This window comes from Mycobacterium sp. ITM-2016-00318, from assembly GCF_002968285.2.
Lineage (GTDB): Bacteria > Actinomycetota > Actinomycetes > Mycobacteriales > Mycobacteriaceae > Mycobacterium.
Window position 1 is genome coordinate 1473505 of sequence record NZ_CP134400.1, and the last position, 17777, is coordinate 1491281.

Sequence of the window (17777 nt, forward strand, 5' to 3'; positions counted from 1 at the left end):
GCGAAATCAGGAGTTGACGAGTGGGTATGCGGCCCGCGGCGAAAATGCCGAAGCTGACGCGACGTAGCCGAATTCTGATCACGGTCGCCCTGGCGGTCGTGTTGTTGTTGCTCATCGGGCCCCGCCTGGTCGACGCCTACGTCGACTGGCTGTGGTTCGGCGAGCTTGGGTACCGGTCGGTGTTCACCACGCAGTTGCTCACCAAGCTGGTGGTCTTTCTGGTGGTGTGGGCCGTGGTCGGAGCCATCGTGTTCGCGGCGCTGGCGCTGGCGTACCGCGCACGGCCGGTGTTCGTCCCGACCAACGGGCCCAACGACCCGGTCGCGCGGTACCGCACCGCGGTGATGTCGCGACTGAAGCTGGTGGGCATCGGTGTCCCGGCGGTCATCGGCTTCTTCGCGGGAATCGTCGCACAGACGTACTGGGAGCGGATCCAGCTGTTCCTGCACGGCGGGGACTTCGGTGTCAAGGATCCGCAGTTCGGGTTGGATCTCGGCTTTTATGCATTCGATCTGCCGTTCTACCGGTTGGTGATGGGTTATCTGTTCGTCGCGGCCTTCCTCGCGTTGATCGCCAACGTGTTGGGCCACTACCTGTTCGGTGGAATCCGGTTGTCGGGCAGAACCGGGGCGCTGAGCCGGTCCGCGCGCATTCAATTGATCACCCTGGTCGGCACGCTGGTGCTGTTGAAGGCGATCGCGTACTGGTTCGACCGCTACGCGCTGCTGTCGAACACCCGTAGCGGTAAGCCGTTCACCGGCGCCGGGTACACCGACATCAACGCGGTGCTGCCCGCCAAGCTGATCCTGATGGCGATCGCGCTGATCTGCGCGGTGGCCGTGTTCTCCGCGATCGTGCTGAGGGACTTGCGGATTCCCGCGATCGGCGTAGTGCTGCTCCTGTTGTCGTCGATGGTCGTCGGTGCGGGATGGCCGCTGGTCGTGGAGCAGATCACCGTCAAACCCAATGCGGCACAGAAGGAAAGCGAATACATCAGCCGAAGTATCGCGGCAACCAGGGATGCCTACGGGCTGACCGACAAGACGGTGACCTACCGCGACTACCCGGGCAATGCGCCGGCGACCGCTCAGCAGGTGGCCGCCGACCGCGCGACGACGTCGAACATCCGGCTGTTGGATCCGACGATCGTCAGCCCGGCGTTCACGCAGTTCCAGCAGGGCAAGAACTTCTACTACTTCCCCGACCAGTTGGCGATCGACCGCTACAACGACGCGGACGGCAACCTGCGCGACTACGTCGTCGCCGCCCGTGAACTCAACTCGGACCGCCTGATCGACAACCAGCGCGACTGGATCAACCGGCACTTCGTCTACACCCACGGCAACGGTTTCATCGCCTCGCCTGCCAACACGGTGCGCGGGGTCGCCAACGATCCCAACCAGAACGGGGGCTATCCGGAGTTCCTCTCCAGCGTCGTCGGTGCCAACGGCAGCGTGATCTCGCCGGGTCCCGCGCCACTTGATCAGCCGCGGGTGTACTTCGGACCCGTCATCGCTGGCACGGCCGCCGACTACGCCATCGTCGGCAAGAGCGGCAACGACCGCGAGTACGACTACGAGACCAACACCGAGACCAAGAACTACACCTACAGCGGCAAGGGTGGGGTGCCGATCGGCAACTGGCTGAACCGCGCCGTGTTCGCCGCGAAGTTCTCCGAGCGAAAGTTGGTGTTCCCCAGCCCGATCGGGTCGGAGAGCAAGATCCTCTTCAACCGCGATCCCGCCGAGCGGGTGGAGGCGGTGGCGCCGTGGCTGACCACCGACACAAGCGTCTATCCGGCCATCGTCAACAAGCGGATGGTGTGGATCGTCGACGGCTACACCACGTTGGACAACTACCCCTATTCGCAGCAGGAGTCGCTCTCGAGCGTCACCGCTGACTCCACCGAGGTGGCGTTCAACCGGCTGGCACCCGACAAGGAGGTGTCCTACATCCGCAACTCGGTCAAGGCCACCGTCGACGCCTACGACGGCACGGTGACGCTGTATGCGCAGGACGAAGCCGATCCCGTGCTGCAGGCCTGGGAGAAGATCTTCCCCGGTGTGGTCAAGCCGAAGAGCGAGATCACCCCGGAACTGCGCTCGCACCTGCGCTATCCGGAGGATCTCTTCAAGGTCCAGCGCGCGCTGCTGGCCAAGTATCACGTCAACGATCCGGTGACGTTCTTCTCGACGTCGGACTTCTGGAATGTGCCGCAGGACCCCAACCCGACGGCCAGCAGCTACCAGCCGCCGTACTACATCGTCGCCAAAGACCTCGCCAAGAACGACAGGTCGGCGTCGTTCCAGTTGACCAGCGCGATGAACAGGTTCCAGCGTGACTTCCTGGCCGCCTACATCAGCGCCAGTTCGGATCCCGACACCTACGGCAAGATCACGGTGCTGACGATCCCCGGTCAGGTCAACGGGCCGAAGCTGGCCAACAACGCCATCACCACCGACACCGCGGTCAGCCAGGACCTCGGCGTCATCGGTCGTGACAACCAGAACCGCATCCGCTGGGGCAACCTGTTGACGCTGCCGGTGGCCGAAGGCGGCCTGCTCTACGTCGAACCCGTCTACGCCTCACCCGGCGCGAGCGACGCGGCGTCGTCCTATCCGCGCCTGATCCGCGTCGCGATGATGTACGAGGATCGAGTGGGGTACGGGCCAACGGTCCGTGACGCGCTCACCGAGCTGTTCGGACCGGGTGCCGACGCGACCGCGACCGGGCCCGCGCCCGCCACTTCGCCGGGTGGGCGACCCTCCGCTGCCACGAATTCCGACGGTGAGCCGCAGGCGCCTGCGCCGAACCAGGCGGGTAGGGCGCCGGAGGTGCCGTCGCCGGTGGGGGCCGTGCCCTCCGGCGTTCCGACTCAGCTCTCGGCGGGCAAGGCTGCGGCACTGCGCGACGTGCAGTCGGCTCTGGGTGAGCTGCGCCAGGCACAGCAAAGTGGCAATTTCTCGGAGTTCGGTACCGCGCTGCAGCGCTTGGACGACGCAATGGAGAAATATGACTCCACCAAGTAACGCGGCAGGCATTTGCTACTAGCGCCAATCCAAGGCAAAATCGCCGTTTGAGCGATCAACACCTTGGGGCGGCGATGAAGCAGAAGGCGCGTGCCGCGTGGCATCGATTCGAGGCTTGGGGCGGATCGGCCGGATCGCCGCCGTGATCTTCGGCGGCGCAACGGTGCTGATGGCTGTGTGGGCGTTGCTGTCGTGGGAGGACACCTTCCAGACGAAACCGGTCGACGAACTCGCCTACCTGGTGTGCCTGCTCTTCGCGCTTGGTTGCGCCGCAAGGGCCGCCGCCTCGACGCGCGGTCGGCGGCGATACGGCTGGCTGACACTCGTCGTCGCCCTTTCGGCGTGGGCGCTCAGCGAGGTCATCCAGATGTTCGAGGAGGTCGGCGCCGACGAGAGCCCATGGCATCCGTCGTTCCCGCAGGCCGTTCTCATGGTGGTGCCGATCGCGCTCTACGCGTGCCTGCTGCTTCTGGGGGACCTCGAGACGGCGCCGCGTAAGCGGTTGGTGCTCGACGGGGTCATCGTCGCCACGTCGTTGTTCGTCGTCTCCTGGGTGTGTGTACTTCGCAACCTGTCCGGCGAGGGCGCGTCGCTGACGGTCCTGCACATCTCCCTTGACATCGTGTTGATGTCGACCGCGATCCTGGTGTGGTCCCGCCCGCTGGGCCGGGTCAGCGTGACCATCCTCGCGGCAGGGATCACCGCAATCGAGATGGCCGATATCGCGAGCGTATATCTGGCCGGGGTGGGGGGTTATCACAGCGGCGGTCTCGTGGACCTGATCCGGGTGGCGGGTTTCGGCATGCTGGGTTTCGCGGCGTTGTTCAGCGTCGACGAGCGGCCGGTGGAGACGTCGATGACGGACCTGCAGGCGGGCGTCCGGGTGTGGTTGCCGTATCTCCCTCTGCTCGCGGCCGGTGCCGCCGTGATCGGTTTCGAACTCGGCCACACGGGGCACGAGGCGCTGCTGGTGGCCGAAGGCATTCTCGTCGTGGCGGTGGTGTTGCGGCAGTTCTTCGTGCTCATCGAGAATTAGCGTCTGCTCGCCGAGGTGGCCCGCGAGGCGTTTCACGACCATCTCACCGGCCTCGCGAACCGCGCGCAGTTTCTCGACGCACTCGAACGCGCCATGGGCCGGCGACACCGCAACGGCGAACCTGTTGCGGTGTTGTGCCTGGACCTGGACAACTTCAAGGCGGTCAACGATGCGCTGGGCCATCCGGCGGGCGACGAGCTGCTTATCCGCGTCGCGGGGAGGCTGAAGAGCAGGCTCGGTGACACGTGGACCGTCGCACGGCTCGGCGGGGACGAGTTCGCGGCGCTCTTCGAGGGGCACGTCGACGCACTGGCCGCCGCGAACAGCGTGCTCGACGCGCTCAGAACGGCGATCGTCATCGAGGGCGTCCAGCAGCTGGTCCGACCGAGCATCGGATTGACGGTCGCCGCCAGCAAGGGCGACCAGACCGCCGACGATCTTCTGCTCAATGCGGACCTGGCGATGTATGCAGCCAAACGCGACGGCGGCGCATGCGTGCGCAGCTTCGTCCCCGATCTGCCTGTTCCGTGGGAACTGCAGCAGCTCACCGATCCGCCTGCCGGGCAGCGTGATTCGGCCGCCGCGTCAGGCGGTGTGGCGATGGACTCCCGATCATCGGACGGGCAGGACTCCGGCAACGAGCCGTCGCGCGGCGGTGCCAGGACGCCGCCTGCGATCTGGGCCGGTCTGGGTCTGTTGGCACTCGGGGTCGCCGCCTTCACGCTTTCGACGGTGGTGCGCGACCATGCGGGTCGCATCGTGGCGTTCGACGGCGTGCTCTATTCGATGCTGAACATCTCGGCCGCGGCGTTCGTGTTCTTCCGTGCCTTCACGGTGCGGGCGGACAGGTTGTCGTGTCTGCTCATCGGGGCGGGCATGGCGAGCTCGGCCGCCGGTGACGTGGTGTATGCGACCCGGGTCCCTGAAGGCCTGATGCCGTCCGTGGCCGACGTGCTTTACCTGGCGTTCTACCCGTTGGTCTACGCGGGCATGGTGCTGATGATGCGCGAGCGGCTCAAGCGCGTCCCGCCCGCCCTCCGGCTCGACGCCCTGATCTGCGGGCTGACGCTGGGCGCGCTGTCCGCGGCGATCGTGACCGGCCCGATCGACGCGGCGTTGCAGGGCGAGCCCGCGGCCGTGTACGTGGGGCTGGCGTATCCGGTGGGCGACCTGTTGTTGCTGGCGCTCACCGCAGGCATGCTCCCGATCCTCGCGCTCGGGCACGTGCAGGACTGGCGATCCAAGGGTGTCCGCATGACGGTGGCGGTCAACCTGTCGATGGTGAACCTGCTTGACCTCGATCTGGTCGACACCATCGATCGGCTGTTGACCGCGCATCGCGTTTCGCCGGAGCAGTTGATCCTCGAGATCACCGAAGGGACCTTCGCCAACGACTGGTCCCGGTCGCGCAAGACCGTGTTCGCACTGCGCCGCCTCGGCGTGCGGATCTCGCTCGACGATTACGGCACCGGGTGGTCGTCGCTCGCGCGCCTGCAGGACATGTCGGTCGACGAACTCAAACTCGACAGGGTGTTCGTCTCCCGCCTGGCTGAAGACCCGCGCTCCATCGCCATCGTGCGGTCCACGGTGGCGCTGGCGCACAGCCTCGGCGCGGACCTGGTCGCCGAAGGCGTCGAGGACGAGGCGACCCTGCAAGCGCTGCGGCGGTATGGCTGCAACCTCACCCAGGGTTATGTGCACACCCCGCCGTTGCCCGCCGACGAACTGCTTGAGTGGACCAACCGGTGCACACCCGCCGCCTCGATGAGCGATTTGGCGCTGCACCCTGACCTTCGGTAGCCTCATGTTCACCCGTCGCGGGGTGGAGCAGCTCGGTAGCTCGCTGGGCTCATAACCCAGAGGTCGCAGGTTCGAATCCTGTCCCCGCTACTAAGAGAAACGGCCTCCGGAGATCAACTCCGGGGGCCGTTTTCGTGGTCGCCGGCAAGGTGTCGCCAAGATCACCCCGAATTTGAGTCATTCAGGATTAACGACCGAGGCTCACGTGCTGTACGTATCGCTGCCACATGGCAGTGAGCAAAGCTAATGCACCCCGCATCGGGGTATCGACAAGGAGTTGTGATGTCTTTCGCGGAGTTTCGCGCCGACGTGAAGCGCGCCAGAAGCAGGCGGCGCCTCTATGCGCGGATCAATGCAATGCCCGATTCGACCGTCCGTGAGGAACTGCTGGCGATCGCGCAGTGGCACGAGTTCGGCGAGCGCTGACGCGGCGGTCTTTCGACAGCCGCACACGGCTGGACATTCGCTGAAGGTGGTCAGCCGGCGGCGTTGGGCCGCAGCGGCGGGCAGACGCCGCCGTAATCGGCCGCCAACTCGAAATGCCAGATCTCGTTGGCGTAGATCTGGCACAGCCCGAAGATCTGGCCGTTGCGGATCAGCCAGTCGTCGGCCGCGGCGGGACCGACATCGACCGCCTTGCCCACCACGTGCTTGGACACCTGCGGGGACGCGACGTATTGGCCGGCGACCTCCACGCTGCCGTATTGGACGACGGCGTCGTCGAACAGTCGCTGCTGGAACTCGGGCGAGCGCCATCCCGACGTGAGGCCGATGGTGATGCCCTCGGCCGCTGCACTGTCGGCGGCGCGCTCGACGGCGTCGAGCAGCGCGGGGTCGAGCCGGTTCACCGCGGGACTGCTGAGATCGAACGGGCTGAGCCGCTGACCGGCGGACAGCCCGCCTCCTGCGGTGTCGTCCTGGTCGGCCGCTGCCGCACCGGCAGCCGCGAGCCCGGCGGCCATCAGCACGAAGGCCGCGCCCGCCGCCCCTAGCCAGGTCCGAACCATTGGCTAACCGTAGCCGCGCTTCAGCAGATGCCTGGCACCGGCGGCCATCGCGTCGGGGTTGGCCAGGTCGAAGTCGAAGGCGTTGGCCAGTCGCGCAGTGATGTTGAAGGCCAGGCTGACGGCCAGCGCGTCCTCGATCTGTGCGGGCGTCACGCCCGTTTCCAGGACCGCCCGCATGTCATCCGCATCGACGCTGTGCTCGCGGGCGAGCTTGCCGAGCATGCGCAGCGTTGCCCGCAGCGGCTCCTCGATCGGCGCGGAGTCCAGATCGGCAAGTGTGGCAGCCACTTTCGCATCGTCGCCGTACCACAGGCCCGACGTCGCCGAGTGCGCGGCGACACAGAACGGGCATCGGTTGGCGTCGGCGACGAACGCCGCCATCAATTCCCGGTCGCCGACCGACCACTGCGAGGGGCCGCGCATCGCCTCGTCGGTGAGCGGCCCCGCGCCGTAGAAGTCCTTGCGGTAGAACGCGAGCTTGACCGCATCGACCACAGGTTGGCGTGTCATCAGCCGAATGACTGCGAACAGCGCCTTGGCGGGCAGTCCATGGCCGCGGTCGAGAACCTCCAGTCTCATTGCCCACCGCCTGTCGCCTCGGCGAGTGCCGCCGTCGCGGAGTCGTACTGTCGGCCTGCCACGCCGACAGCGGCGCAGACGATGAGCTCGAAGATCTGGTCCTCGCTCAAGCCGCTGGCGCGGACGGCTGCGACGTCCTCGTCTGTGACCGCGTACGAGCGGTTGGCGACCTTCTCGATAAGCGTCCGTATCGGCTCGTCCAGGCCGGCGTTGTCGGCTGCGGCCCTACGCAACTCGCGCGACGCCGTCGCGTGGCTGTCGAGGATGCGGGCGACGAGCTCACGACGGAGGCGGGATATGTCAGTCATCGTTCACCCGGTCGTAGGCGCGCTGACGTCCTTCACAGCTCACCCTTTACGTCATCGTCTCTCTAGTGAAGACGATCGGGGGATCACCCGGTAGGGCACCGGCGTCTGGTGTTATTCGCTCCAGGCGACGGCGTGGCGGCTTTTGGTGATGTGGTCGAGCCGCGCAAGGGCGGCCTCCAGCTCTTCGATGACCGGCAGCTCGCCGTCGGGGTCGCAGATGCGCAGGATGCGCAGCACTGAGCGCCCCGCGACGACCATCCAGTCCACGTCGCGGCGCGCGCATTGCACGCTGGCGTAGTACAGCGACGTGAAGCCCTGGCTGCCGAAGAAGTCGACCTCGGACAGGTCGAGCACGAGCTGTTTGGAGACGCGGGTGTGGCGCTGGATGAATCGGCCGAGCGCGTGCCGGTTGGTGGCGTCGACGCTGCCGCGGACGCCGATGAGCATGCGACCGTCGGATAGTTCCTGCGCTGTGAAGACTGCTCTGCCGGAACGCTGCACCTCATCGACGGATGGCAGATGCACATGCTGTAGCTGAACGGCAGTGGCGGTGGTCAACGTGAACTCCTTCCCCAGCGCGCGATCACGCTCGAGTGAGACTCGAACGGCCCTGCAGTCTGAAGGCCGGATAAGCGGCGCTGCGAACTTCGCGCCCCGCGACCGGCTGCAAGCTCAACCGGTGTTGAGATTACTACGAAATCCGCGTTGTGGAGGAAAACTCATGAACCTCTCAAGAATTTGTTGCGATGCTTCGCTTTTCGGATATCAATTCATTCAGAATCTGGCCTGGTGGACACGCGTCAAGAGCCGAAACAACGGATTCCGTGGTGTGGCCGGCACCCACGTCGAGCCCTATTGCAGGTGGTTTTCGTCTCGCTAGCGGGGCTACGCCAATCGAGGCGCCAGGAACTCGACGACGACGGCGGTGATCTCGGAGATCGCGTCGCGGCGGATGATCTCGTAACCGTGAGTGTTCAGCGTCGGCAGGCAGAGCAAGCCCGCCTGCGCGGCCAGGCCGCTCGCCTTGGCGTGTGACGCGTCGGACTCGAATGCGCCCAATACCGCTGCCTGCGGGGCCACCTGAAGGCGGTCGGCGATTTTCATCAGCCGATCGGCGATGCTCTTGTCGTAGACGCACTCGGCGTCGCTGTACGCGACGATCGGGCCGCCGCTGATCTTGGTGTCGTACTCCGCTTCGGTTGGACCCACCTCCAAGCCCAACGTGATGTGGCCTGGAAGGCTACGACTGGCGTAGGAGCCGCCGAGACCGCCAACCTCCTCACTGGTGGTGAAGACGACGTAGACGTCGTTCGGCGGCCGCGCACTCCGTTCTCGTAATTCCCTCGCGACGTCCAGCAGTGCGACCACCAATGCACGGTCGTCCATGAAGTAACAGCCGAGGTAGTCGCCGATGTCCACCAGGCTGCGTTTGCTTCTGTCGACGCAGACTCGAGTTCCAGCCTGCACGCCCGCTTCCGTTAGTTCGTCCGGAGTTCTGCCGGTGAAGACGTAGACGTGCGTCCAATCCATCGCCTTGTCGCCGCCGTCGGGCTTCGTCTCGAAGATCCGTTGGCTTTCGGAGGTGGTGTGCTCGGAACCCAGCGACAATACGCCGGTCAACGTTTCGCGATCACCGAGCACGGCGACCGGCCCGAGTCCGAAGTTGCCCGGATACATCGTGCCCAGCGGACTCAGATGCAAGCTGCCGTCGCCCGCGACACGCTTGACGACCATCGCCAACTCGTCCATGTGGACCATCACGCGGATGGCGTCCTCGGCGCCGTCACCGCGAATGAGGCCGATCAGATTGCCTGCCTTGTCGATCCAGACGTCGTCTGCAGACGTTTCCAGCTCGCGGTGACAGATGTCGCGGACGTCATCCTCCTGGCCAACCGGCCCACACGCCGACAGCAGCTCTTGAAGCAGGTCCCGGCGCATGCCGTTACTGGTTGGATTCTTCCCGCTTCTCCGCGGCCTTGGCGCTGCCGCGCGCCGACTCGGCCTCGGCCTCTTTCTTGGCGGCGTCCTTCTGGGCGTCGGCCTTGTCCTGCTGGGCCTTGCCCTCCTCGGTCAGGTCGTCGCGTCCGGTGACCGTTCCCGCGGCTTCCTTGGTCTTTCCCTTGACGTCTTCGACGGCGCCCTTGATGCCCTCTTGCGGGCCGCTGTTGTCAGCCATGCTCACTCCTCGTTTGTCGGACCGCCGAAGTGTTCCCGGGTGCGGACTCGTCAAACAAGATCAGAAAAGAAGGTCCATCACGAGCAGGACGCCGGTGGCGATGAACAACAACACGAAGACGGCGACCGCGACGATGCCTGCGACGGTCGCCGGGGTGTATTTGTGCCTGGCATGCGGCTGCGGCTCCGAAAGGCCGGACGTCTGTGCGGAGTCGGGCGGGGTTTCGCCGGGCCGCACGCCGCCGCCGGGTTCCAGGCTCGGCGTTCGCGCCGGGTCGGGATCGGGCGGCTGGGCGGTCACCTGTGGGGCATACCCGCCGAATGCCGCGCCACACGCGAGGGATATCGCGGTCCTGTGGTGAGGCACCGCACCCTACGATCTTCAGAATGGCAACAGCGCCCGAGACGTTCGTGACCCAGGCGCCCGGCGGCATCCGTATCGTCGCAGACCGGCTCGGCGATCCTGCGGCCCGCGCCGTGGTCTTCCTGCACGGCGGTGGCCAGACCCGGCGTTCGTGGGCCCGCGCGGCCGCTGCCGTGGCCGAGCGGGGTTGGCAGGCCGTCACCGTGGACTTCCGTGGCCATGGTGAATCGGACTGGTCGACCGAGGGCGACTACCGCGTGCTGACCTTCGCCGAGGACGTCCGCGAAGTGGTTGCACACCTACCGCCCGCCCCGGTCCTGGTGGGCGCATCGCTCGGCGGGTTCACCTCGATGCTGCTGGCCGGCGAGCTGTCGCCGGGCATCGCGAGCGCGGTGGTGCTGGTCGACATCGTGCCGAGCATGAACCCGTCCGGGGCGGCGCGCATCCACGACTTCATGGCCGAGAAGATGGTGGAGGGCTTCGCCTCGCTCGACGAGGTCGCGGACATGATCGCCGAATACAACCCGCACCGGCCGCGGCCCCGTGACCTCAACGGACTGCGCGCCAACCTTCGTCGCCGCGGCGACCGTTGGTACTGGCACTGGGACCCGCAGTTCATCGACGGCACCGCCGCCAACCCGCCGATCGAGGTGACCGACCCCGACCGCATGCACAAGGCCATCAAGGCGATCCTCGGTGCCGACGTGCCGATGCTTCTGGTGCGCGGCCAGGTGAGCGACCTGGTCAGCGAGGACCGCGCCGAGGAGTTCCTTGCGCGCTTTCCCGCGGTCGAGTTCGTCGACGTGCAGGGGGCGGGGCACATGGTGGCCGGTGATCGCAACGATCTGTTCGCCGGGGCCATCGTCGACTTCCTCAACCGGCACGCGGTGGCCTAGCCATTCCCTACGATCAGCGCATGCGCGGAGCCAAGATCCTCATCACCGGTCCCAGCGGTCAGGTGGCCGCTCCCATCGCACGGGCTTTGGCGACGGACAACGAGGTGTGGGGCATCGCGCGCTTCACCGATGCGGCCGCGCGGGAGGCTCTCGAACGCGACGGTGTCCGGTGCGAGACCGTGAACCTGGCGTCGGGCGACTTCAGCGCGCTGCCAAGGGACTTCGACTACGTGCTCAACCTCGCGGTGGCCAAGAGCGGTCGGTGGGACAAGGATCTGAGCGCCAATGCGGAATCGGCCGGTCTGCTGATGGCGCACTGCCCCGACGCCAAAGCATTTCTGCACTGCTCGTCGGCCGCTGTCTACGATCCGCCCGACGACGAGCCGCGCACGGAGCGCTCCGGCCTCGGGGACAACCACAAGCAGTTGTTCCCGACGTATTCGATCTCCAAGATCGCCGGCGAGGTCGTCGTGCGGACGATGTCGCGCGCGCTCGGTGTGCCCGCGATCATCGCGCGGCTCAACGTGCCCTACGGCGACAACGGCGGCTGGCCGTTCTTCCACATGGAGATGATGCTCGGGGGCATCCCGATTCAGGTTCCCGAGGGCGGCCCCGCCGTCTACAACCCGATTCACGAGGACGACATCATCGCGATGATCCCCAAGCTGCTCGAGAAGGCCGCGGTACCCGCGCCGACCGTCAACTGGTGTGGTGAGCAGGCCGTCAGCCTGCAGGACTGGTGCACCTACATCGGCTCGCTGATCGGCAGGGAACCGGTTTTCGAGCAGAGCGCGGCTGCGCTGCGCGGAAACCCGACCGACGCGACCCTGATGCGCGAGCTGATCGGCGGCACATCGGTCGACTGGCGCGACGGGATTGCCCGGATGGTGGCGAAGTTCCACCCGGAGCTGGTCGGCTGAGACGGTGGCCGAGCGCGTCGAGTTCCCGAGCACCACCGGCCCGGTCCTTGCGGGCCTGATCGATGTTCCCGAAGGGGAGGTGCGCGGATGGGGCGTCTTCGCGCACGGCTTCACACTGGGCAAGGACAGCCCCGCGGCGAGCCGGATCTGCAAGCAGCTCGCCAGCGAGGGCATCGGCATGCTGCGCTTCGACAACCTGGGACTCGGCGACTCAGAAGGGGACTGGGGTGACGGGTCGTTCTCGCACAAGGTGGCCGACACCGCGCGCGCGGTGAAGTTCATGAACGACTCCGGCCGTGAGGCACACCTGCTTGTCGGACATTCCTTCGGCGGATCGGCGGTGCTGGCCGCCGCGCATGACTGCCCGTCGGTCGCGGCGGTCGCCAGCATCGGGGCGCCGTACGAGCCCGGCCACGTCGAGCGCAACTACGACGCGCTGCTGGCCCGGATCGAAGCCGACGGCGAGGCGCCGTTTCAGGCGGGCGGCAAGGCGCTGACGCTCAAACGGCATTTCATCGACGACGTCCGCAAGGCCGACCTGCGCGAGCAGATCCGCACCCTGCGACGCGCGCTGCTCGTCATGCACTCGCCGACCGACAACACCGTCGGAATCGCCAACGCGAGCGAGATCTTCCGGGCGGCCCGCCACCCCCGCAGTTTCGTCTCGTTGGAGGGGGCGGATCACCTGCTCACCGGCAAGAATCAGGCCGCACGTGCGGCCCGCGTCGTCAGCGCCTGGGCCGACCCGTATCTCTGACGTCTCACGGGAAGGTGTTTCGTCGCGGGACGGCTCGGGTAACTCCGCTTACGACGACATTTGCTGTCGAGCGGCGGAGAAAGGCCTATGAGTGGAAAGCATCGCACCAGGACATCGAGGTCAAACCTCGTAATCGGGTCCATCGCGGCTTCGGTGGGCGTGTCAAGCGTCCTTGCCGCGGCGATCGTTGAACTCGTCTCGCCCGACGCCCCCACCGCGGCCACTCCAGCTCCACCTCCCGTCGCAGAGCAGTCGCTGAGCCAGCAGGGCCGGCTGATCGCCGTGACCCCTGACTCGTTGACCACGCAGAGCGCCGACGGCATGGTTCAGACCTTCGCCGTCACGCCCAACACGACCACGATCACCGGCGACGGCCACGCAGCGAGTCCCGCCGCCTCGTTCGCCGTCAACGACGAGGTCATGGTCGTCGGCACCCGGCAGGGCGGCGCCGTCGTGGCCACGGCTGTCGCCGACAAATCCGCGGTCGGCCCGGACGGCCCGCCTATGGACTACGGCTTGTGAGCCGGCACGCCACACCGAAATGATCCGAAGGAAATACCCGCGGCAGGTCCTTTGCAATGGGCTCGGTGCCGAGTAGCTCGATATCCGTCGCAGTCCAGCGGTCGCCTTTGAGCAGCACCCGGTCGAATCGGACGTGCCGGTGCTTGTCCTTCATGTCGTAGCGCATCAGGTTGATCGAGGTGTCCTCGGTGAAGCCGTCCTCGTCGGGCCGCAGCGCGGGCCAGAGGTCGAGATACGGCGGGCCGATACGGGTGTTCTCGGAGTCGCGCATGTTGAAGTCGCCGAGCACCACGGCGTCGTTCGCCGGCTTCAACGAGCCGAAGATCCGTCGCAGCTGCCACCCCCGTAGGCGCGCAGACCGCTTTCCGCTGTCAAGATGGACGCAGCAGACGACCGTCGGAGCACCCTGCAGTGCGAGTTCGGCGCGCAGAAACCCGCGCGACTGGCGGCTGGGCAACCTGGTGTAGGTGACCTCGCTGATCGGCACACGGGAGAGCATCAGCAGGCCGTAGTCGCCTGCCTCGCCGCCGGTTACCGCCGCGCGCGCATACCCGTCGCTGATCCACTGCTGCGTGAGCAACACCTCGACAGCGGTCGGCGTGACCTCCTGGAACACCATGACGTCGGGCTCGCGACGCGAAAGCAGCTCTGCGACAGCCCGATAGCGGTCGGCGGCATGCTTGGGATCGTTCCAGATGTTGTACGTCGTGAGCGTCAGCTCGTTGCGGCCGACAGTTGATGCGGCGCAGGCGTTTTCGACGCGGACGCTGCGCCGTCGCGGAAGCAGCCTCACCGGAGCTTGACGACGACCTTGCCCTTGGCGGTGCGGTCCTCCAGCGATGCGATGGCCTCACCGGCGCGTTCCAGCGGATAGCTCTCCGGCTCCGGCGCGGGCACGACCCCCGTGGCGAGCAGCGGTTCCAGCTCGTCCCACTGCTCACGGATGTAGTTGGGATGGGTGAAGGTCCACGCGCCCCAGCCGACACCGACAACGTCGACGTTGTTGAGCAGTAGCCGGTTCACCTTGACGGTCGGGATGTCGCCGCCGGTGAACCCGATCACCAGAAGGCGTCCGCCAGGCGCGAGGCAGCGCAGCGAATCGGTGAACCGGTCACCGCCGACGGGGTCGACCACGATGTCGACGCCCTTGCCGTCGGTCAGTCCCATCACCGCGTCCTTGAAGCCGTCAGCCAGCACCACGTCGGTGGCTCCGGCCGCGGTTGCGATCGCCTTCTTCTCCTCGGTTCCGACCACCGCGATCGTGCGCGCCGCGCCCCACACCGGCGCCAGCCGCAGCGTCGAAGTTCCGATACCTCCCGCGGCGCCGTGCACCAGTACCGTCTCGCCCTCGGCCAGTCGGCCGCGGGTGCGGAGTGCGTGATGCATGGTGAGGTCGTTGAACAGAAGGCCGGCGCCGGCCTCGAACGACACGTTGTCGGGCAGCTTGAACACTCGCTCTGGTTGCAGCGCAACGACTTCGGCCATGCCGCCGTTGAGCATCGTCAGCCCGGCGACACGGTCGCCCTTGGCGTATCCGCTATCGGAGGGCGCGCTGCGCACCACGCCCGCGACTTCGGCGCCGGGTACGAACGGAAGCTCGGCCTTGTACTGATAAAGCCCCCGCGACTGCAGCGCGTCGGGGAATGCCACACCCGCCGCGTACACCTCGAGGATGACGGCGTTCTCGTCGGTCGGCTCGTCGAGTTCGACCAGTTCTGCGGCCTGCGGACCGTCGAGGCTGGGTATCTGGATTGCGCGCATCGCCTTATTTAACAGCCTCGGCGCGGCGGCGCCGATGGCGCCTGAAGGTAACATCTGGCAGCTATGCCGAGAGGTCAGCGGGTCAGGCGCGGGGCGCGGCGGTTCACCGCGGCCGGCACGCTGCCACCATCGCGTCCGTCGAGCGTGCGCGACCACCGTGGCCACGGCCGCAGCGGCGTGCCGACGCGCCGCGCGAATTACGGCCTCAACTTCCTCGCCGCCGATCTCGACCGCGCGACGTCCTAAGGGGAGAGTTCGGCGTGCACTTCGGCGGCCGCGCGGCGGCCCGACCGCACGGCGCCGTCGAGGAAGCCGGTCCACTCGTCGGCGGTTTCGGTGCCTGCCCAGTGCAGGCCGTCCACCGGCTTGCGCAGCCAAGGCCCATAGCTGGTCCACGAGCCGGGCGGGACTGCGGCCGTCGGTCCGCCCGGTGCGAATTCCTCGCTGCCCCAACAGTGGTCGAGGTAATCGATGGGCTCCAGTGCCTCCGTGCCGAACAGGTCGGCGAACCCTGCCAGCGCACGCTCGCGACGCTCGGCGGGCGGCAGCGAGTCGAATGTGCGCGGGTCGGTGAAGCCGAGGAGAACGCCCGGTCCGTCTCCGTCCGGGCTGACGTCGAACGTGACGAACACCGCCCCTTCGTCGGACAGTGCCTCTCCGCTGCAGCCACCTGCGCGCCAGAACGGCGTCTCGTAAGCGGCGTAGGCCTTGCTGAGGCGTCCCTGCGGCCAGTGCTGCGCGAGCTTTTCGTATTCGGCGGGAAGGGCCGGGGAGAAGTCGATGGCCGTTCGATGTTCGGGCGGGATCGCCACGATGACCGCCCTGGCAGTGACGTCGCCGCCGCCGGCGCCGACGGTGAAGGTGCCGTCGGGGTGGCGCTCGACGCGCGCGACGATGGCGCCGAGCCTGACGCGATCCCCCAACTCCCCGGCCAGCTTCAGCGCGATCTGCTGAGTGCCGCCGGGGAAGCGGTCCTGCTGTGCGCCGCCCTGAACGTCGAGCATCCGGCCAAGCCCCCCCGCGGCCTTGACGTAGCGCACGGCATGCAGCATCGACACCTTGTCGGGTTCGCAGCCCCACGTCACCCTCGACATGATCGCCATCAGATCGCGCGTCGAGGCGCCGGCGTGCAGCGAGCGCAACCAGCGGTCCAGTGTCTGCTCGTCGAGATGGCTCGCGTGGGGCGCCTTCCACGGCTCCGCGAGCGACAGGCGGCGGCAGAGTCGTTCGAATCGCCACTGGATGCGGGAGACGTCGAACAGCTCGAGCATGGACAACCGCGGAATGGTGCTGCGGTAGGCGCGGACCCGGCCCCGCCACTTGATCAGGTTTTTGCCGCGGGTGTGGGTGGGGACGGTCTCGCAGCCCAGCTCGCGGGCCAGCTCCTTGACGGCGTCCTGCGTCGGGCCGATGAATGTGCCGCCGAGGTCGACCGGGACGCCCGCGATCATCGTGGTCGACGACCGTCCGCCGACCCGGTCACGGCCCTCCAGCACGACGACGTCGTAGCCGTGGCGGACCAGTTCCCGCGCCGCGGTCAGACCCGCGAACCCGGCCCCGACCACGACGACGTCGGCAATTGTCTGCGTCACGCGACTAGGCTCTCACGCCGTGAGGGTGATGACAGCGCTGTTCGGGCCCGGCAACGCAATCGAGCAGGCACGAGCCTTCCGAGACGCAGGTGCGGCCGGGGTCTTCACCTTCGAAGGGCCTCACGACGTTTTCACGCCGCTGACCCTGGCGTCGACTGTCGGCGGTCTCGACCTGATGACCAATGTGGCAATTGCATTTCCACGCAACCCGATCCATCTCGCTCACCAGGCGATCGATCACCAGCTGCTCAGCGAGGGCAGGTTTGCGCTCGGCCTCGGCACGCAGATACGGGCGCAGATCGAGAAGCGGTTCGGCGTGGAGTTCGACAAGCCGGTGGCGAGGATGACCGAGCTGGTCGCGGCGCTGCGGGCCATCTTCGACAGTTGGCAGACGGGCGAGCGGCTGAACTTCCGGGGCGAGTACTACCGCCACACGCTGATGACGCCGACGTTCAGTCCCGGTGAAAACCCCTACGGCCCGCCGCCGATCTACGTGGGCGCGCTCGGCCCGCGGCTGACCCGTGCGACCGCCGAACACGCCGACGGGCTGCTGGTCATGCCGTTCGGTAACAAGCGCTTCCTGCACGAGGTGACCATGCCCGCGGTGCGGGAGGGCCTGGCGGCGGGGGGAAGGACGGCAACCGATTTCGCCGTCATCCCGGAGATCATCGTGTCGGTGGGCGACGATCACACCGCCACCCGTCGGCTGCTGGGGTTCTACGGCTCGACGCCGGCCTATCGCCCGGTGCTGGAGATCCACGGCTGGGGCGACCTGCAGCCCGAACTCAACTCGCTGTCCAAGCAGGGCCGGTGGGAGGAGATGGGCAAGCTCATCGACGACGACGTGCTGCACACCATCGCCGCCTGCGGATCGGCGGCCGAGGTCGCGACCCATATCCGCGATCGGGTGGACGGCATATCCCACCAGATCTGCCTGTATCAGCCCGGTCCCGTCGCGCCGGAAGCCTTGGGTGAGATCGTTGACGCGCTGACCGCCTGACCGCATATCGTGGTACCCAGGCGGACCAAGG

General features: G+C 67.0%; 18 protein-coding genes, 1 tRNA gene and 1 pseudogene. 10 read left to right on the forward strand and 10 right to left on the reverse strand.

Features of this window, described 5'->3' with window-relative positions:
- Positions 1 to 20: 20 nt before the first annotated feature.
- The 4 genes and pseudogenes from C6A82_RS07175 to C6A82_RS07195 all read left to right on the forward strand — a co-directional run bounded on the left by C6A82_RS07175 (position 21) and on the right by C6A82_RS07195 (position 6291).
- Positions 21 to 3029: a UPF0182 family protein gene (locus C6A82_RS07175; protein WP_105347052.1), complete on the forward strand. Its 3009-nt coding sequence runs from the start codon at positions 21 to 23 to the stop codon at positions 3027 to 3029.
- A 169-nt stretch (positions 3030 to 3198) separates the two neighbouring features.
- Positions 3199 to 5865 (forward strand): annotated as a pseudogene (locus C6A82_RS07185) (putative bifunctional diguanylate cyclase/phosphodiesterase).
- Between the two features lie 16 nt (positions 5866 to 5881).
- Positions 5882 to 5955, forward strand: a tRNA-Met gene (locus tag C6A82_RS07190).
- Positions 5956 to 6147: 192 nt separating this feature from the next.
- On the forward strand, positions 6148 to 6291 hold the full coding sequence (locus tag C6A82_RS07195; RefSeq protein ID WP_105347053.1) for a hypothetical protein: 144 nt from the start codon (positions 6148 to 6150) through the stop codon (positions 6289 to 6291).
- A gap of 50 nt (positions 6292 to 6341) precedes the next feature.
- Here C6A82_RS07195 and C6A82_RS07200 read toward each other — a convergent pair whose 3' ends face one another.
- From C6A82_RS07200 to C6A82_RS07230, 7 genes are all read right to left on the reverse strand, one after another.
- The gene (locus tag C6A82_RS07200) at positions 6342 to 6872 is read right to left on the reverse strand and encodes a M15 family metallopeptidase (RefSeq protein ID WP_105347055.1); all 531 of its coding nucleotides are present in this window, start codon (positions 6870 to 6872) and stop codon (positions 6342 to 6344) included.
- A gap of 3 nt (positions 6873 to 6875) precedes the next feature.
- Complete coding sequence (locus C6A82_RS07205; RefSeq protein WP_105347057.1) at positions 6876 to 7451, reverse strand: carboxymuconolactone decarboxylase family protein; 576 nt, start codon at positions 7449 to 7451, stop codon at positions 6876 to 6878.
- Positions 7448 to 7759, reverse strand: coding sequence for a hypothetical protein (locus tag C6A82_RS07210; RefSeq protein WP_105347059.1), 312 nt, complete (start codon positions 7757 to 7759; stop codon positions 7448 to 7450). The genes C6A82_RS07205 and C6A82_RS07210 overlap by 4 nt, the downstream gene beginning before the upstream one ends.
- 111 nt (positions 7760 to 7870) lie before the next feature.
- A complete protein-coding gene (locus tag C6A82_RS07215) occupies positions 7871 to 8317 on the reverse strand; it encodes an STAS domain-containing protein (RefSeq protein WP_233217048.1) in 447 nt (148 codons plus the stop codon).
- Between the two features lie 327 nt (positions 8318 to 8644).
- Positions 8645 to 9697, reverse strand: a complete 1053-nt coding sequence (locus C6A82_RS07220; RefSeq protein WP_105347061.1) for a M42 family metallopeptidase — start codon at positions 9695 to 9697, stop codon at positions 8645 to 8647.
- A gap of 4 nt (positions 9698 to 9701) precedes the next feature.
- The gene (locus C6A82_RS07225) at positions 9702 to 9935 is read right to left on the reverse strand and encodes a CsbD family protein (protein WP_105347063.1); all 234 of its coding nucleotides are present in this window, start codon (positions 9933 to 9935) and stop codon (positions 9702 to 9704) included.
- Between the two features lie 60 nt (positions 9936 to 9995).
- Positions 9996 to 10235, reverse strand: a complete 240-nt coding sequence (locus C6A82_RS07230) for a DUF6480 family protein (RefSeq protein ID WP_105347065.1) — start codon at positions 10233 to 10235, stop codon at positions 9996 to 9998.
- A gap of 86 nt (positions 10236 to 10321) precedes the next feature.
- On the opposite strand from C6A82_RS07230, the gene C6A82_RS07235 reads away from it, so the two are divergent.
- From C6A82_RS07235 to C6A82_RS07250, 4 genes are all read left to right on the forward strand, one after another.
- A complete protein-coding gene (locus C6A82_RS07235) occupies positions 10322 to 11194 on the forward strand; it encodes an alpha/beta fold hydrolase (RefSeq protein ID WP_105347067.1) in 873 nt (290 codons plus the stop codon).
- A gap of 20 nt (positions 11195 to 11214) precedes the next feature.
- Complete coding sequence (locus tag C6A82_RS07240) at positions 11215 to 12114, forward strand: NAD(P)-dependent oxidoreductase (RefSeq protein WP_105347068.1); 900 nt, start codon at positions 11215 to 11217, stop codon at positions 12112 to 12114.
- A 4-nt stretch (positions 12115 to 12118) separates the two neighbouring features.
- Positions 12119 to 12871, forward strand: a complete 753-nt coding sequence (locus C6A82_RS07245; RefSeq protein ID WP_105347070.1) for a S9 family peptidase — start codon at positions 12119 to 12121, stop codon at positions 12869 to 12871.
- Between the two features lie 87 nt (positions 12872 to 12958).
- Positions 12959 to 13393 carry a hypothetical protein gene (locus tag C6A82_RS07250; RefSeq protein WP_105347071.1) on the forward strand — a complete coding sequence of 145 codons (435 nt, stop codon included), beginning with the start codon at positions 12959 to 12961 and terminating at the stop codon, positions 13391 to 13393.
- On the opposite strand, the gene C6A82_RS07255 is transcribed toward C6A82_RS07250, so the two are convergent.
- Both C6A82_RS07255 and C6A82_RS07260 read right to left on the reverse strand, forming a co-directional pair.
- The gene (locus tag C6A82_RS07255) at positions 13374 to 14186 is read right to left on the reverse strand and encodes an endonuclease/exonuclease/phosphatase family protein (protein ID WP_199193876.1); all 813 of its coding nucleotides are present in this window, start codon (positions 14184 to 14186) and stop codon (positions 13374 to 13376) included. The two genes, C6A82_RS07250 and C6A82_RS07255, sit on opposite strands and share 20 nt — an antisense overlap.
- A complete protein-coding gene (locus C6A82_RS07260) occupies positions 14183 to 15154 on the reverse strand; it encodes an NADPH:quinone oxidoreductase family protein (protein WP_105347073.1) in 972 nt (323 codons plus the stop codon). Before C6A82_RS07260 ends, C6A82_RS07255 begins: the two co-directional genes overlap by 4 nt.
- Before the next feature lie 63 nt (positions 15155 to 15217).
- Between C6A82_RS07260 and C6A82_RS07265 the strand changes: the two genes are divergently transcribed.
- Positions 15218 to 15400 (forward strand): hypothetical protein, encoded by a 183-nt coding sequence (locus tag C6A82_RS07265; RefSeq protein ID WP_105347075.1) that lies wholly within the window; start codon positions 15218 to 15220, stop codon positions 15398 to 15400.
- On the opposite strand, the gene C6A82_RS07270 is transcribed toward C6A82_RS07265, so the two are convergent.
- Positions 15397 to 16746 carry a flavin monoamine oxidase family protein gene (locus tag C6A82_RS07270; RefSeq protein ID WP_233217050.1) on the reverse strand — a complete coding sequence of 450 codons (1350 nt, stop codon included), beginning with the start codon at positions 16744 to 16746 and terminating at the stop codon, positions 15397 to 15399. The two genes, C6A82_RS07265 and C6A82_RS07270, sit on opposite strands and share 4 nt — an antisense overlap.
- 28 nt (positions 16747 to 16774) lie before the next feature.
- Between C6A82_RS07270 and C6A82_RS07275 the strand changes: the two genes are divergently transcribed.
- A complete protein-coding gene (locus C6A82_RS07275) occupies positions 16775 to 17746 on the forward strand; it encodes a TIGR03617 family F420-dependent LLM class oxidoreductase (RefSeq protein WP_199193878.1) in 972 nt (323 codons plus the stop codon).
- Positions 17747 to 17777: the final 31 nt, after the last annotated feature.

What these genes read in the sequence shown, in the direction of transcription:
- C6A82_RS07235 (WP_105347067.1), top strand. Translation starts at nt 10,322, where the DNA reads ATGGCAACAGCGCCCGAGACGTTCGTGACCCAGGCGCCCGGCGGCATC.
- C6A82_RS07225 (WP_105347063.1), bottom strand. Translation starts at nt 9,935, where the DNA reads ATGGCTGACAACAGCGGCCCGCAAGAGGGCATCAAGGGCGCCGTCGAA.
- C6A82_RS07260 (WP_105347073.1), bottom strand. Translation starts at nt 15,154, where the DNA reads ATGCGCGCAATCCAGATACCCAGCCTCGACGGTCCGCAGGCCGCAGAA.
- C6A82_RS07250 (WP_105347071.1), top strand. Translation starts at nt 12,959, where the DNA reads ATGAGTGGAAAGCATCGCACCAGGACATCGAGGTCAAACCTCGTAATC.
- C6A82_RS07210 (WP_105347059.1), bottom strand. Translation starts at nt 7,759, where the DNA reads ATGACTGACATATCCCGCCTCCGTCGTGAGCTCGTCGCCCGCATCCTC.
- C6A82_RS07265 (WP_105347075.1), top strand. Translation starts at nt 15,218, where the DNA reads ATGCCGAGAGGTCAGCGGGTCAGGCGCGGGGCGCGGCGGTTCACCGCG.
- C6A82_RS07200 (WP_105347055.1), bottom strand. Translation starts at nt 6,872, where the DNA reads ATGGTTCGGACCTGGCTAGGGGCGGCGGGCGCGGCCTTCGTGCTGATG.
- C6A82_RS07275 (WP_199193878.1), top strand. Translation starts at nt 16,775, where the DNA reads ATGACAGCGCTGTTCGGGCCCGGCAACGCAATCGAGCAGGCACGAGCC.
- C6A82_RS07220 (WP_105347061.1), bottom strand. Translation starts at nt 9,697, where the DNA reads ATGCGCCGGGACCTGCTTCAAGAGCTGCTGTCGGCGTGTGGGCCGGTT.
- C6A82_RS07240 (WP_105347068.1), top strand. Translation starts at nt 11,215, where the DNA reads ATGCGCGGAGCCAAGATCCTCATCACCGGTCCCAGCGGTCAGGTGGCC.
- C6A82_RS07195 (WP_105347053.1), top strand. Translation starts at nt 6,148, where the DNA reads ATGTCTTTCGCGGAGTTTCGCGCCGACGTGAAGCGCGCCAGAAGCAGG.
- C6A82_RS07205 (WP_105347057.1), bottom strand. Translation starts at nt 7,451, where the DNA reads ATGAGACTGGAGGTTCTCGACCGCGGCCATGGACTGCCCGCCAAGGCG.